10 protein-coding genes are annotated in these 13,909 nt (G+C 70.2%); 6 read left to right on the top strand and 4 right to left on the bottom strand.

Going from position 1 to position 13,909, the window contains the following annotated elements:
- Positions 1-84 precede the first annotated feature (84 nt).
- The 3 genes from FZ938_RS31460 to coaBC form a co-directional block, all read right to left on the bottom strand.
- Positions 85-3,897, bottom strand: coding sequence for a hybrid sensor histidine kinase/response regulator (locus FZ938_RS31460; RefSeq protein WP_281399655.1), 3,813 nt, complete (start codon positions 3,895-3,897; stop codon positions 85-87).
- A gap of 139 nt (positions 3,898-4,036) precedes the next feature.
- Complete coding sequence (gene dut, locus FZ938_RS30020; protein WP_149201830.1) at positions 4,037-4,492, bottom strand: dUTP diphosphatase; 456 nt, start codon at positions 4,490-4,492, stop codon at positions 4,037-4,039.
- 169 nt (positions 4,493-4,661) lie between these two features.
- Positions 4,662-5,885, bottom strand: coding sequence for a bifunctional phosphopantothenoylcysteine decarboxylase/phosphopantothenate--cysteine ligase CoaBC (gene coaBC, locus FZ938_RS30015; RefSeq protein ID WP_149201829.1), 1,224 nt, complete (start codon positions 5,883-5,885; stop codon positions 4,662-4,664).
- Between the two features lie 237 nt (positions 5,886-6,122).
- Here coaBC and FZ938_RS30010 point away from each other — a divergent pair, with 237 nt between their 5' ends.
- Together FZ938_RS30010 and FZ938_RS30005 are read left to right on the top strand one after the other, a co-directional pair.
- The gene (locus tag FZ938_RS30010) at positions 6,123-7,544 is read left to right on the top strand and encodes a sigma-54-dependent transcriptional regulator (protein WP_149201828.1); all 1,422 of its coding nucleotides are present in this window, start codon (positions 6,123-6,125) and stop codon (positions 7,542-7,544) included.
- 288 nt (positions 7,545-7,832) lie between these two features.
- Complete coding sequence (locus FZ938_RS30005; RefSeq protein WP_109152670.1) at positions 7,833-8,042, top strand: cold-shock protein; 210 nt, start codon at positions 7,833-7,835, stop codon at positions 8,040-8,042.
- A 15-nt stretch (positions 8,043-8,057) separates the two neighbouring features.
- Here FZ938_RS30005 and FZ938_RS30000 read toward each other — a convergent pair whose 3' ends face one another.
- On the bottom strand, positions 8,058-8,873 hold the full coding sequence (locus FZ938_RS30000; RefSeq protein WP_246457589.1) for a response regulator: 816 nt from the start codon (positions 8,871-8,873) through the stop codon (positions 8,058-8,060).
- 274 nt (positions 8,874-9,147) lie between these two features.
- Between FZ938_RS30000 and trpB the strand changes: the two genes are divergently transcribed.
- The 4 genes from trpB to FZ938_RS29980 all read left to right on the top strand — a co-directional run bounded on the left by trpB (position 9,148) and on the right by FZ938_RS29980 (position 13,799).
- Positions 9,148-10,365, top strand: coding sequence for a tryptophan synthase subunit beta (gene trpB, locus FZ938_RS29995; RefSeq protein WP_109073250.1), 1,218 nt, complete (start codon positions 9,148-9,150; stop codon positions 10,363-10,365).
- An 8-nt stretch (positions 10,366-10,373) separates the two neighbouring features.
- Positions 10,374-11,222 (top strand): tryptophan synthase subunit alpha, encoded by an 849-nt coding sequence (gene trpA, locus FZ938_RS29990; RefSeq protein ID WP_149201826.1) that lies wholly within the window; start codon positions 10,374-10,376, stop codon positions 11,220-11,222.
- A 155-nt stretch (positions 11,223-11,377) separates the two neighbouring features.
- Positions 11,378-12,418 (top strand): acetyl-CoA carboxylase, carboxyltransferase subunit beta, encoded by a 1,041-nt coding sequence (gene accD, locus FZ938_RS29985; RefSeq protein ID WP_149201825.1) that lies wholly within the window; start codon positions 11,378-11,380, stop codon positions 12,416-12,418.
- Between the two features lie 34 nt (positions 12,419-12,452).
- Complete coding sequence (locus tag FZ938_RS29980) at positions 12,453-13,799, top strand: bifunctional folylpolyglutamate synthase/dihydrofolate synthase (protein WP_149201824.1); 1,347 nt, start codon at positions 12,453-12,455, stop codon at positions 13,797-13,799.
- The last annotated feature ends 110 nt before the right edge of the window (positions 13,800-13,909 follow it).

The following is a 13,909-nucleotide window of genomic DNA, read 5'->3' as shown; positions in this document are numbered from 1 at the left end:
CCACCGACAAGCGAACAGCCGTCCGCTTTGCGCATTTCCGAGATTCCCTTCCCGCCCAGGTAGTTTTTGCTCCGGCACGTCCGGTTACGCCATGGTCTCTTCCGGGCTGGGCACCGTCTCTTTCGTGTGACGCAGGTCATGAATCGCCTTTTCGACCTTCGGGAAGGCGGCGGCCATCACACCGGCGTGCCGCTCGACATCCGGCACGCGCGCCTCGACGATGGCGCGTTCCAACGCGGTGCAGGCGGCGGCCAGCGCCCGCGCTCCCGCGGTCCGCGCCGCTCCCGCGGCCGAATGGGCCGCGGCCCGCGCCTCCTCCATCTCCCCGGAGTCCAGGGCCTGCCGCACCCGCTCCAGCGTGGGCCGAGTCGTCTCGATGAAGAAATCCATCATGTCGAGCGTGCCGGCATCCAGGCCGTCCCCCTCCATGCCGCCGCCGCCCGTGCATCCAAAGGTCTCGCGCACATGGTCGAGGTCGAGCACCGGCAGCGCCTCCTCCTCCATCGGCGCCGGCTGCGGCTCCGGCGTCCTCACCTCCGGGACCATGCGAGGGTCGAGCCAGCGGGCGAGCACGCGCGAGAGCTGGGCCAGCGTCACCGGCTTGGCGAGGTAATCGTCCATGCCGGCGGCAAGGCAGCGTTCCATCTCGCCGGACAGGGCGTTGGCGGTCATGGCGACGATGGGGGTGTGCCGCTGCCCGCCTTCCCGCTGCCCGCCGTCCTCTTCCGCCCGGATGCGGCGGGCCAGTTCATAGCCGTCCATCGCCGGCATGTGGCAGTCGGTGATGACCAGCCGGTGCCGTCCACGCCGCCATGCCGCCAGCGCCTGCTCGCCATCGGCCGTCAGCTCCGCCGCATAACCCAGCCGGCGCAGCTGGCGCAGCACCACTTGTTGGTTGGTCGGGTGGTCTTCCGCCACCAGGATCGGGCCCGATCCGGGCGGGCGGGCGGAGGGAACCGGCCAGCCGTCCGTATCGGGGCCGTCCGTATCGGGGCCGTCCGTATCTCGGCCGGCCGGAACCGGCGGCGGCAGGCAGGGAGCCTCCGCGGCGGGGCCGGCAGCCTCGGGCGCGCTGCGGCCGGTCAGGATCGCGGCGGCGCGGATCAGGGCGGTGCGGTGGACCGGCTGCACCAGCCCCGCCGTCTGGCCTGATGCCGCCCGGCCTGATGCCGTCTGCCCCGAGGCCGTGTGGGGAGAGGCGACCGTACCGCCGCCTGCCCGCCCATCGCCCAGCAGAAGCCGCGGCAGGCCGGGACAGCGGGCGCCGGCCAGCGGCTCCAGCCGCCCGGCCAGCGCCGTGGTGGTCACCAGCAGCCCATAGCCGCCGCGTCCCAGCTTCGATGCGGCATCGGCCATCATCGCGGCGGTCGTCACGGTCGCGCCGCCCTGCTCCAGATAGCGGGCCAGCACAGCGCGCTGCACCTCGTCCTCTTCGACGACCAGAACGGACAGGCCGTCCAGCGGCGCCGGAGCGGGTGATGAGGCGGGCGCCGACTCTCCCGCGCGCGGCAGGTCCACCGTGAACCAGAAGGTCGACCCGCGGCCGGGCACCGAAGAGACGCCGATCCGCCCGCCCATCCGTTCGACCAGCCGGGTGCAGATCGCCAGCCCCAGCCCGGTGCCGCCGAAGCGCCGCGTGGTGGAGCTGTCGGCTTGGCTGAAGGGCTGGAACAGCCGGGCCTGCCCCTCCGGCCCGATGCCGATGCCGCTGTCCTCCACCGCGACATGCAGGCGGACATGGTCCGGCCCTGCCGGGTCGGAAAGGGTGGAATCCGCGGCATGGACGCGCAGCACCACCCGGCCGCGGTCGGTGAACTTGATGGCGTTGCCGGTCAGGTTGAACAGGATCTGGCGCAGCCGGCCGGAATCGCCGCGCAGCCGCTCCGGCACCGAGCGGTCGATGTCGCAGATCAGCGCCAGCCCTTTCTGGTGGGCCTGGGGCGCCAGAAGGTCGGCGACCCCCTCCACCAGCTCCGCCGGACGCAGGTCGAGGTCCTCCAGCTCCAGTTTCCCCGCCTCGATCTTCGACAGGTCCAGGATGTCGTCGATGATCCGCAGCAGCGCCACCCCGCTGTCCCGCATGGTGGAGACCAGCGTGCGCTGCTCCTCGTCCAGCGGGGTCAGCGCCATCAGTTCCAGCATGCCCAGCACGCCGTTCATCGGCGTCCGGATTTCGTGGCTCATCGTCGCCAGGAATTCCGCCTTCGACCGGGCGGCGATCTCCGCCTGCTCCTTGGCGGCGCGCAGCGCCTCCTCCGCCTGCTTGCGCGCGGTGATGTCGTAGCTCCAGGCCAGCACCGCCGGTTCGCCTTCGAAGCTGGTGCGCTGGAGCGTCTTCAGTGCCCAGACCCGGCTGCCGTCGGGGCGGTCCACCGCCGCCTCGGCATCGCGCACCAGCACGCCGCCGCTCTCCGGCTCCCGGCCGCTCTGGCCGATCGCCCCGGCGGGCAGGACCGGCGCGTGGCGGCTGCCGACGAACTCCTCCAGCGGCCGGCCGGCCAGTTCGGCGGCGCGGGCGTTGGCGAAGGCGACGGTGCCGTCGGCGCGGCGGATGGAGACGCCGACCGGGCTCTGCTCCAGGATGGTGCGCAGCCGGCGCTCGCCCTCGGCCAGCGCGCTCTCGCGGGCGCGGATGGCGGTGACGAAATAGGCCAGCGCGCGGGCCATCTCGCCGATCTCATCCCCATTTTCGGCCCGGCTGCCGGCCGGGGTTACGGCGGGCAGGTCCAGATCGGGCAACGGATCCGACATCCCTGCCGGTTCGGCCGTCTCCACCGCCTGCATGGCGCTGCGCAGCCGGCGCAGCCGCGCCACCACGTTGCGGTGGATGTAGGCGAAGATGGCGGCGGCCCCCAGGATCGACAGCACCGCCATGGCGATCACCGCCCGCTTGCCGTCGCGGATCACCCGCTCGAACTCGGTCGACCGGCGGGCGACGTCCTGCTCCACCGCCAGGAAATAGTCGGACACGATGCCGACCAGCTGGTTGGAAACCGCCTGGTTGCGCGCCGCCGACCGCTTGATCGCCCGTTGCAGCGACAGCTCCGCCTCGCGCAGGGCGAACAGGGGGGATGGACCGAAGGCCTGTTCCGCCACCTCGCGCTGCAGAGGTTCCAGCCGCGCCGCGCGCTCGGCCGGCAGCAGGGCCAGCGCCTCGGCGGCAGTGTCCAACGCGGCGCGGGTGTCGGCCCGGAAGCGGTCGAACTGACCGTCGCGGTCGCCGTCGCGCTCTGCCTGCAACGCCGCCAGCAGCGTGGTCGCCGCCCCGGTCAGTTCGCGGCGCCAGCGCTCCAGCGCCTCACGGCTGCGATCCGCCGCCTCCGCGTCCGGCAAGCCGGCCCGCAGCTCCATCGGCCAGGATGCATCGGCCTCCCGCGTGCCGGCCGCCGCCAGCCGGGCGGTCAGGGCGGTCAGCGCCTGGGCGCGGGCGCCGGTCTCGGCGCTCAGGGACAGCTGCTGCCGGACCTGGGCGTTCAGGGTCAGCAGAGTGCCGACCAGTTCGTTCTTGCGGCGGTCCAACTCGCCCAGATCGGCCCTGCTGCTCTCGGCATGGCCGTTCCCGGCCCGGTCGGCACGGCGCAGGGTGCCGCCCCCGGTGCCTCCAAGAGCGATCAGCCGGGCCGTCAGCTCCTCCAGCCGCGCCAGCTGCCCGTCCATCCGCGCCATGACCGCGTCGCGCGCGCTCTGGTCGGGGGCGGCGACCAGGGCCGGGGCGATGGCGGCCACGGCGCCGCTCTGCTGCACCAATTGGGCGGCGGCGACCAGCCCCGGCACCTTGGCGGTGGCGATCTGCTCGTATCCCTGGTGGAAGCGCGAGAACAGCGAGACGGCGACGACGCCGGTCGCCGCGGCCAATCCGCCGATCACCGTCAACCCCGCCAGGATGCGGAACGCCACGCTCCGCCCCAGGGGCCGCCCCGGTTTTCGCCCCAGGTTCCGCCGGGGACTCCGCATGCCCACTCCCTCGCCCGCTGCCGTTCCTACCCCGATCGGCTGGGCGATCATGCCATATAAAGCGCGGCGGGGGAGGGGGAAGTCAGGCGACGCCGGTGGAGCCGAAGCCGCCCGCGCCGCGCGCGGTCTCGTCCAGCGAAGCGACCTCGATCAGCGCCGCCTGTGGCGCCGGGGCGATCACCGCCTGGGCGATGCGGTCGCCGCGGGCGATGGTGAAGGGCTCCCCGCCCAGATTGATCAGGCAGACGCCGACCGGGCCGCGGTAGTCGCAATCGACGGTGCCCGGCGTGTTCAGCACCGTGACGCCGTTCTTCACCGCCAGCCCGGAGCGCGGCCGGATCTGCATCTCCCACCCCGCCGGCAGCCCGACGGCGAAACCGGTCGGCACCAGCACCCGCTTGCCGGGATCGAGCACGAGGGGAGCGTCGGCCGGCACCGCGGCGCGCAGGTCGAAGCCGGCGGCTCCCCCGGTAGCGTAGGAGGGCAGCGGCAGGTCGTCGTTGCCGGGCAGGCGGAGGAAGGCGACGGTGGGGGACATGGGGGGTTCCTGTGGTTGGTGAGGTCCGGGCTTACGAACGCCCCCTCCCTAACCCTCCCCCTCTTCGAGGGAGAGGGAACTCCGCCGCTTTGGCGCCTGACTCCCTCTCCCGCGTAAGCGGGGGAGGGTTGGGGAGGGGGCACCGCAGAGTGGGGGCTCTAAGTAGACGCTACTTCCCCTCGAAATACCCCGCCACCGCTTCGGCCAGCCGGGTGGCGACGGCGTCCTTGGGCATGGTCGGCCACGACTCGACGCCGTCGGCGCGGATCAGGTGGACGGTGTTGTCGCTACCGCCGAAGGTTCCGGTGCCGGGCGAGACGTCGTTGGCGACGATCCAGTCACAGCCCTTGCGGGCGCGTTTGGCGGTGGCGTAGGTCAGCACGTCGCCGGTCTCCGCCGCGAAGCCGACCACCAGCGCCGGGCGGTGCTCGCCCGGCCTGGACAGGGTGGCGAGGATGTCGGGATTCTCGGTCAGGGCCAGGGCCGGCGGGCCGCCGCCGTCCTTCTTCAGCTTGCGGTCGGACGCACCGTCGACTCGCCAGTCCGCCACCGCGGCGGCGCAGACCGCGATGTCGGCCGGCAGCGCCGTCTCGCAGGCCGCCAGCATCTCCCGCGCCGTCTCGATATGGACGACCTTGCAGCCGGCAGGGTCGGGCAGCCGGGTCGGGCCGCTGACCAGCGTCACCTCGGCCCCCAACGTCGCCAGCGCCGCGGCGATGGCGTGCCCCTGCTTGCCCGACGAGCGGTTGGCGATGTAGCGCACCGGGTCGATCGGCTCGTGCGTCGGGCCGCTGGTGACGATGGCGCGGCGGCCGGCCAGCGGACGGTGGGACTCCGCGGCGAAGAAGCCGGCGATGGCGTCGACGATCTCCATCGGCTCGGCCATGCGGCCGGGGCCGTATTCGTTGCAGGCCATCACCCCGTCGTTGGGGCCAACGCGCAGCACGCCGCGGCTTTCCAGCAGCGCCATGTTGGCCTGGGTCGCGGCATGCTGCCACATGCGCACATTCATGGCGGGGGCGACCAGCACCGGCTTGTCGGTGGCCAGCAGCACGGTGGCGGCCAGATCGTCGGCCATGCCGCCGGCCATGCGCGCCAGCAGGTTGGCGGTGGCCGGCGCCACGACCAGCAGGTCGGCCTCGCGCGACAGGCGGATGTGGCCCATTTCCGACTCGTCGGTCAGCGACCACAGGTCGCGGTAGACGGTATCCTCGGTCAGCGCCTGAACCGACAACGGGGTGACGAAGCGGGCCCCGGCCTCGGTCAGCACCGCGCGGACCGTCACGCCGCGTTCGCGCAGGCGGCGGATCAGCTCCAGGCTCTTGTAGGCGGCGATGCCGCCGGCGATGACCAGCAGAACGCGCTTGCCGGCCAGAATGGCGTGATCGGCCATGGCGAACCCCCTCTATCCGACGCCTGATTTCCGATGCCTGTTTCCCGACATCCCATGCCCGCTGCTGATAGTTCATCGCGCCGCCCCCGGCAAGCGGCGCCGCCGCGACACATTCCGTCCGACGGTGATTTCGATGTGTTCGCGCTGCCGGCCATGCGCGTAAAGGTGGGATTTTCGGAATTATCTGTTAGACAATAGGAGCTGTTCCGTCTCCACCCTTCGCGTGTCACCCACAGCATGCCGCCAGGTTCCATTCCCGTCCTGCTGATCGAAGACACGCCGTCGCTGGCCCGTGTCTATGCGGAATACCTGAAAAAGGAATCCCACGCCGTCATCTCGGTGGAGACCGGGGCCGACGCGCTGGCGCAGCTGAACGACGGCGCGCCGATGGTCGTGCTGCTGGATCTGCAGCTGCCGGACATGAACGGGATGGAGGTGCTGAAACGCATCGATGCCCAGGCCTTGCCATGCGCCGTCATCGTCATCACCGCCCACGGCTCGGTGAAGGCGGCGGTGGAGGCGATGCGCTACGGCGCCTATGATTTCCTGGTGAAGCCCTTCTCCGCCGACCGGCTGGTGGTGACGGTCCGCAACGCGATGGAGCGGCTGCGGCTGGCCCAGCTGGTCGACACCTTCGAGAAGGACCTGAACCGCGCCCGCTATCACGGCTTCATCGGCTCGTCGCTGGCGATGCAGGCGGTCTACCGCATCGTCGACAGCGCCGCCTCTTCGCGCGCGACCGTCTTCATCACCGGCGAATCCGGAACCGGCAAGGAGGTCTGCGCCGAGGCGATCCACCGCCAGAGCCAGCGCGCCTCGCGCCCCTTCATCGCCATCAACTGCGGCGCCATCCCGAAGGATCTCATGGAAAGCGAGATCTTCGGTCATGTGAAGGGCAGCTTCACCGGGGCGGTGTCCGACCGCGAGGGCGCGGCGGCGCGCGCCGACGGCGGCACCCTGTTCCTGGACGAGATCTGCGAACTGGCGCCCGACCTGCAGACCAAGCTGCTGCGCTTCATCCAGACCGGCACCTTCACCCCCGTCGGCGGGTCGAAGCTGGAGAAGGTCGATCTGCGCATCGTCTGCGCCACCAACCGCGACCCCCTGCGCGAGGTGGAGGAAGGGCGGTTCCGCGAGGATCTCTATTACCGCCTGCACGTCATCCCCATCCATCTGCCGCCGCTGCGCGAGCGCGAGGACGACGTGCTGGAGATCGCCCGCCACTATCTGGCGGAGTTCGCGAAGGAGGAGAAGAAGGGCTTCACCCGCTTCTCGCCCGAGGTGGAGCAGGCGCTGCGCCATTATCACTGGCCGGGCAACGTCCGCCAGTTGCAGAACGTCGTGCGCATCGTCGCCGTGCTGCATGACGGCGACACGGTGATGCCGGAGATGCTGCCTCCGCCGCTCGGCACGCCGCAGCCGGTGTCGGTCCATGCCGCCACCGCCGCCGCGCCGGCCGGCGCCCTTCCGGCCCCGCGCCCGCATGTCCCGCCTTCCCCGGACTCCATCAAGCCGCTGTGGGAGGTGGAGAAGGACGCCATCGAGGACGCCATCGCCGCCTGCGACGGCAACATCCCGCGCGCCGCCGCCCTGCTGCAGATCAGCGCCTCGACGATCTACCGCAAACGCTTGGCCTGGCAGGCCGAAGGGAAACTCTAAGCCTTTATTTCGGCAAGGATTTCTCGCTTCCCCGCGCAGACATACAAGAAGCGGGCTAATACCCTTCGACAAAGCGTTGCCGCCTTGGTCGTAATTCGATTCTGAAGTCGGCCTTCGTTGGTCCTATGCCGTGAGATGGAATTGCCCGCAACCACAGCATGCGGCTAGCCTCCCCGCACAATGTCTTGGTTCCGCTTGCCCGGCAGGCCTCACGGCGCGGCCGATGCCGGCGATCCCGGACCCATGTGCTTTGCAAAGACCAGCTTCGCAGTGACTAGGGGGAGGCCCATGACAAACGGCACCGTCAAATGGTTCAACACCACCAAGGGATACGGCTTCATCGCGCCGGAGGCCGGTTCGAAGGACGTGTTCGTTCACATAACCGCGGTCCAGCGCTCCGGCCTGCATGCCCTGTCGGAAGGCCAGCGCGTCCAGTTCGAGGTGGAGCGGGGCAACAACGGCAAGGACTCGGCGGTGAACATCAGCGTCGTCGAGTGACGAGCCCGCGCTGACTCAGACCGGATATCCGGCGGCGCGGTAGGCCGCGATGGCGTCCCCGGCCAGTTGGGGAATCTCGCCGCGCAGCCTCTCCACCGCGTCCGCCGTCCCGTCTCCCTTTACCCCCTTCGGTTCCGCGACGGATGCCCGGCACGCCATCTCCAGCGCGCGGGCGGCGCTGCACAGGGCGCGGGCGCCGAAGGTCCCGGCGGTGCTTTTCAGCGTGTGCGCCTCGCGCGTCAGGACGGCGCGGTCGGTCTCCCCGGCGATGCGCGCCACCCGTTCCCGCGTCTCCTCCACGAACTGCCGCAGCACGTCGCTCAGCAATTCCGCATCCAGATCCTGGGCCAGCTGCGCCAGCACCTCGCGATCCAGCACCTCGCCCACCACCGTCGGCGCCGCCGGGGCGCAAGCGCCGAAGCCGGCCGACCGGACCGGCGCCGACGCCGCCCGCAGCCACTTCTCCACCGTCTCCAACAGCAGCACCCGGTCCACCGGCTTGGCGACATGGTCGTTCATGCCGGCGTCCTGGCAGCGGACACGGTCGGCCTCGTCGGTGTCGGCGGTCATGGCGACCACCGGAACCCGGCCGGCCGGTCCCGGCAGGTCGCGCAGCAGCCGGGTGGCGGTCAGCCCGTCCATTTCCGGCATCGACAGATCCATCAGGATCAGGTCATAGCCGCCGGCCTGCGCCGCCATCACCGCCTCCAGACCGTTGTTCGCTGTGTCGGCGCGGTGGCCGGCCTGGGCCAGGATGGCGGTGACCAGCATCTGGTTCAGCGGACTGTCCTCCACCACCAGAATCCGGCGCGATGCCGGCTGAAGGCCCATGGGCTGGACATCCGTGGGGAGAAGCGACGGCGGCGTCCGCTGCGTCATCGGAAGAGGCTCCGCAATAAAGGAAGGGCCAGTGTAAGGGCGCGGCCTTGCCGCTGCAAAGCCCCGCTCCATGTATGCGGACGGGTGGATTTCGCGGATCTCCGTGGCCCGGCGCTTCAAATCGGCGCGTCCCGCCGGTATGGTGTCGCGCTTGGCCGGCGTCCGGACCGGATGTGCCGCCCGCCCGACACCAGCTTCCCTTCGACTTCAGGCAGTGCCGCAGACGATGACCAAACTGAACACCTACCGCTCCGGTCCCGACGAGCGCGGGCATTTCGGAATCTTTGGCGGCCGCTTCGTCGCCGAGACGCTGATGCCCCTGATCCTGGAGGTCGAGAAGGCCTATCGCGAGGCGCGTGCCGATCCCGCCTTCGAAGGCGAGATGCGCCAGCAGCTGAAGCAGTATGTCGGCCGGCCCAACCCGCTCTATTACGCGGAACGCCTGACCGAGCAGCTGGGCGGCGCCAAGATCTACTTCAAGCGCGAGGAGCTGAACCACACCGGCGCGCACAAGATCAACAACTGCATCGGCCAGATCCTGCTGGCCCGGCGCATGGGCAAGACCCGCATCATCGCCGAGACGGGCGCCGGCCAGCATGGCGTGGCGACCGCGACGGTCTGCGCGCTCTACAACATGCCCTGCGTCATCTACATGGGCGAGACCGACATCGCCCGCCAGCAGCCCAACGTCTTCCGCATGAAGCTGCTGGGGGCCGAAGTCCGCCCGGTGACGTCGGGCAGCGGCACGCTGAAGGACGCGATGAACGAGGCGCTGCGCGACTGGGTCACCAACGTCGCCGACACCTTCTACATCATCGGCACCGCGGCCGGCCCGCACCCGTATCCCGCCATGGTCCGCGACTTCCAGTCGGTGATCGGCGACGAGGTGCGCACCCAGATGCAGGAGCAGGAAGGCCGCCTGCCCGACAGCCTGGTCGCCTGCGTCGGCGGCGGGTCGAACGCCATCGGCCTGTTCCACCCCTTCCTGGACGAGCCGACCGTGCAGATGGTCGGCGTCGAGGCCGCCGGCCGCGGCATCGAGAAGGGGCCGCTCGACCATGCCGCCTCGATCAACGGCGGCCGCCCCGGCGTGCTGCACGGCAACCGCACCTATCTGCTGCAGGACGAGGACGGCCAGATCCTGGAAGGCCATTCGATCTCCGCCGGTCTCGACTATCCCGGCATCGGGCCGGAACACAGCTGGCTGCATGACGTGGGCCGCGTCGAATACGCCTATGCCACCGACCAGGAGGCGCTGGACGCCTTCCAGCTCTGCGCCCGCACCGAGGGCATCATCCCGGCGCTGGAATCCGCCCACGGCCTTGCCGAGGTGATCAAGCGCGCACCGAAACTGCCCAAGGACCACCTGATGGTGCTGTGCCTGTCGGGCCGCGGCGACAAGGACATCTTCTCCGTCGCCAAGCATCTGGGAGTGGAACTGTGAGCGCCGTCATGAAGAGCGTGGACGTCCTGGCCGACAGCCGCATCGCCCGCCGTTTTGCCGCGCTGAAGGCGGAGGGCCGCGCCGGTCTGGTCACCTTCATCACCGCCGGCGACCCCGATCCCGCCGTCTCTCAAGCGGTGCTGAACGGCCTGCCGGCCACCGGCGCCGACCTGATCGAGCTGGGTATGCCCTTCACCGATCCGATGGCCGACGGCCCGGCGATCCAGGCCTCCTCGCTGCGCGCGCTGAAGGCCGGGATGACGGTGCGCAAGACGCTGGAGATGGTCCGCGGCTTTCGCAAGCAGGATGCCGACACCCCGATCATCCTGATGGGCTATTTCAACCCGATCCACGCCTATGGGGTGGAGCCCTTCCTGGCCGCCGCGCGCGAGGCCGGGGTGGACGGCCTGATCGTCGTCGACCTGCCGCCGGAAGAGGACGAGGAGCTGTGCATCCCGGCGCTGCAGGCCGGCGTCAGCTTCGTCCGCCTGACGACGCCGACCACCGACGAGGCGCGCATGCCCATGGTGATGCGCAACACCTCCGGCTTCGTCTATTACGTGTCGATCGCCGGCATCACCGGCACCGCCAGCGCGTCGAACACCGCCATCGACGCGGCGGTTGCCCAGCTGAAGCGCCACACCGACCTGCCGGTCGCCGTCGGCTTCGGCATCAAGACGCCGGACCAGGCCGCCGAGGTCGCCCGCGTCGCCGACGCCGCCGTGGTCGGCTCCGCCATCGTCACCCGTCTGGCCGATGGGATCGACGCGTCCGGTGGTGTCAAGCCGGGGACGGTCGAGGACGTGCTGGGCTTCGTCGGCGAACTGGCCGCCGGGGTGCGTGCGGCGCGGGGGTGAGGGACGGACGGTTTACAACGGCGGCAAACCGCTTTACGACACCTGCAACACGATCGCTCATGGCGACGAACGGCTGAAGAGCCCGGTGCGGCAAGGACCCGATGTCCAGCCGGCGCCGGGCTTCGGCGTACCGCCATGTCGTTGAAAGGCGTTCCATGAACTGGCTTACCAACTACGTCCGTCCCAAGATCCGCGCGCTCTATGCCCGCAAGGAAGTGCCCGACAACCTCTGGCACAAGTGCCCGAGCTGCGAGTCGATGCTGTTCCACCGCGAGCTGGAAGAGAACCTGCACGTCTGCCAGCATTGCGGCTTCCACATGCGGCTCGACCCGGTCAAGCGGCTGGAGTCGATGTTCGACGACGGTGCCTACGAGGCCGTGGAACTGCCGAAGTCGGTCGCCGACCCGCTGAAGTTCCGCGACCAGAAGCGCTACACCGACCGCCTGAAGGAAGCCCAGACCAAGACCGGCCGCACCGACGCCATCGTGGTGGGTGAAGGCCGCATCGGCGGTCATGCCGCCGTGGTCGCCGCCTTCGACTTCGGCTTCATGGGCGGGTCGATGGGCATCGCCGTCGGCGAAGGGCTGCTGACCGCCGCCCGGCTGGCGGTGGCGAAGAATGCCCCGCTGATCGTCGTCCCGGCGTCGGGCGGCGCCCGCATGCAGGAAGGCATCCTGTCGCTGATGCAGATGCCGCGCACCACCATCGCGGTGGAGATGGTCAAGGAAGCCGGCCTGCCCTACATCGTCGTGCTGACCGATCCGACCACCGGCGGCGTCACCGCCAGCTTCGCCATGCTGGGCGACATCCACATCGCCGAGAAGGGCGCGCAGATCGGCTTTGCCGGCGCCCGCGTGATCGAGAGCACGATCCGCGAGACCCTGCCGGAAGGCTTCCAGCGCTCCGAGTACCTGCTGGAACACGGCATGGTCGACATGGTCGTCCATCGCCGCGACCTGCGCCCGACGCTGGTCCGCACCATCGGCCTGCTGATGACGCCGCGCCTCGACACGGTGGTGGAGGACATCGACCTGTCCGCCGCCCAGGCGGCCGACGGCGAACCGGTCCAGTTGCCCCAGCCGGTCACGCAGCCGGCCACACAGGCGACCGCGGCCCAGCCGATGGCGACGCAGCAGGCGTCTTCCCAGCAGTCGTCTTCTCAGCCGGCGGCTCCTGTCCAGGCCGGCGACGACTGACCGGCACCCCCCGTCCATCCGACCAGAGACGATCATGATCGATGCCGCCCTTCCACTCTCCCGCCCAGCCGCGACCCGTTCCGACCCGGTGCTGGACCGACTGAAGGGGCTTCATCCCAAGGTCATCGACCTGTCTCTGGACCGGGTGCGCCGTCTGCTGGCGGCGCTGGACCATCCGGAGCGCAAGCTGCCGCCGGTGGTCCATGTCGCCGGCACCAACGGCAAGGGATCGACCGTCGCCTTCCTGCGCGCGATGCTGGAGGCGGCCGGCCACCGCGTCCATGTCTACACATCGCCGCACCTCGTGCGCTTTCACGAGCGCATCCGCCTGGCCGGCCGGCTGATCGACGACGACCATCTGGCCGCCCTGCTGGAGGAATGCGAGGTTGCCAACGCCGGCAATCCGATCACCTTCTTCGAGGTGACGACGGTCGCCGCCTTCCTCGCCTTCTCCCGCGTGCCGGCCGACGTGGTCCTGCTGGAAACCGGGCTGGGCGGGCGGCTGGACGCCACCAACGTGGTGGACAAGCCGGCAGTGACGGCGGTCACCCGCATCTCCTACGACCACCGCCAGTTCCTGGGCGAGTCGCTGATGGAGATCGGCAGCGAGAAGGCCGGCATCTTCAAGCCCGGCGTCCCGGTGGTGCTGGCCCCGCAGCCGGAAGCCGACGCGCTGAAGGTGCTGAAGCTGCGCGCCAATGCCATCGCCGCGCCCATCCAGAGCTGGTCGGTGGAAGAGCGTCCGGACGGCTTCCGCTTCGAGAGCGCGAAGCGCAAACTGGACCTGCCGATGCCGGGGCTGGCCGGCGTCCACCAGATCACCAATGCCGGCGTCGCCATCGCCTGTCTCGACCACCTGCCGCTGGCGGTGGACGACGACGCGGTGCGCCGCGGCCTTGCCACCGTCGAGTGGCCGGGGCGTCTGCAGCGCCTGACCCGCGGCCCGCTGGCCGAGAACCTGCCGGCAGGTTGGGAGCTGTGGCTGGACGGCGGCCACAACGATTCGGCCGGCGAGGTTCTGGCCCGTCAGGCGGTCGACTGGTCGCGTGGCCAGCCCGATGAGGGATCGGGGAGCGGCCCCGCCCTGCCGCTTCTGCTGATCTACGGCATGCTGTCCAGCAAGGACCCGTTCGAGTTCCTGGGTCCGCTGGCCCCCTTCACCCATGCCCTGCGCGCGGTGGCGATCCCGGGCGAGGAAGCCAGCTTCACCGCCGAGGAATCCTGCGAGACCGCCAAGCTCTGCGGCATCCGCGACCATGGCGCCGCCGACGGCGTGGACGCCGCCCTGGCCGATCTGGTGGCCGGCCGGCAGACCCCGGCGCGCGTGCTGATCTGCGGCTCGCTCTACCTCGCGGGCTCGGTGCTGGCGGAGAACGGCTGATCATCCCCATGTCTGGGATTGCTTCTCGCAGAGTGTACACGATCTGGTAAAGTGGCCCGATCATTACGCACCTCAAAAGCGATTCCGGGCCGGTGATGACTATTCCTGAT

Source organism: Azospirillum oryzae, from assembly GCF_008364795.1.
Classification (GTDB): Bacteria; Pseudomonadota; Alphaproteobacteria; order Azospirillales; family Azospirillaceae; genus Azospirillum; species Azospirillum oryzae.
The sequence above is the reverse complement of the archived record's forward strand: the minus strand, read 5'-3'. Positions and strand labels throughout refer to the sequence as shown.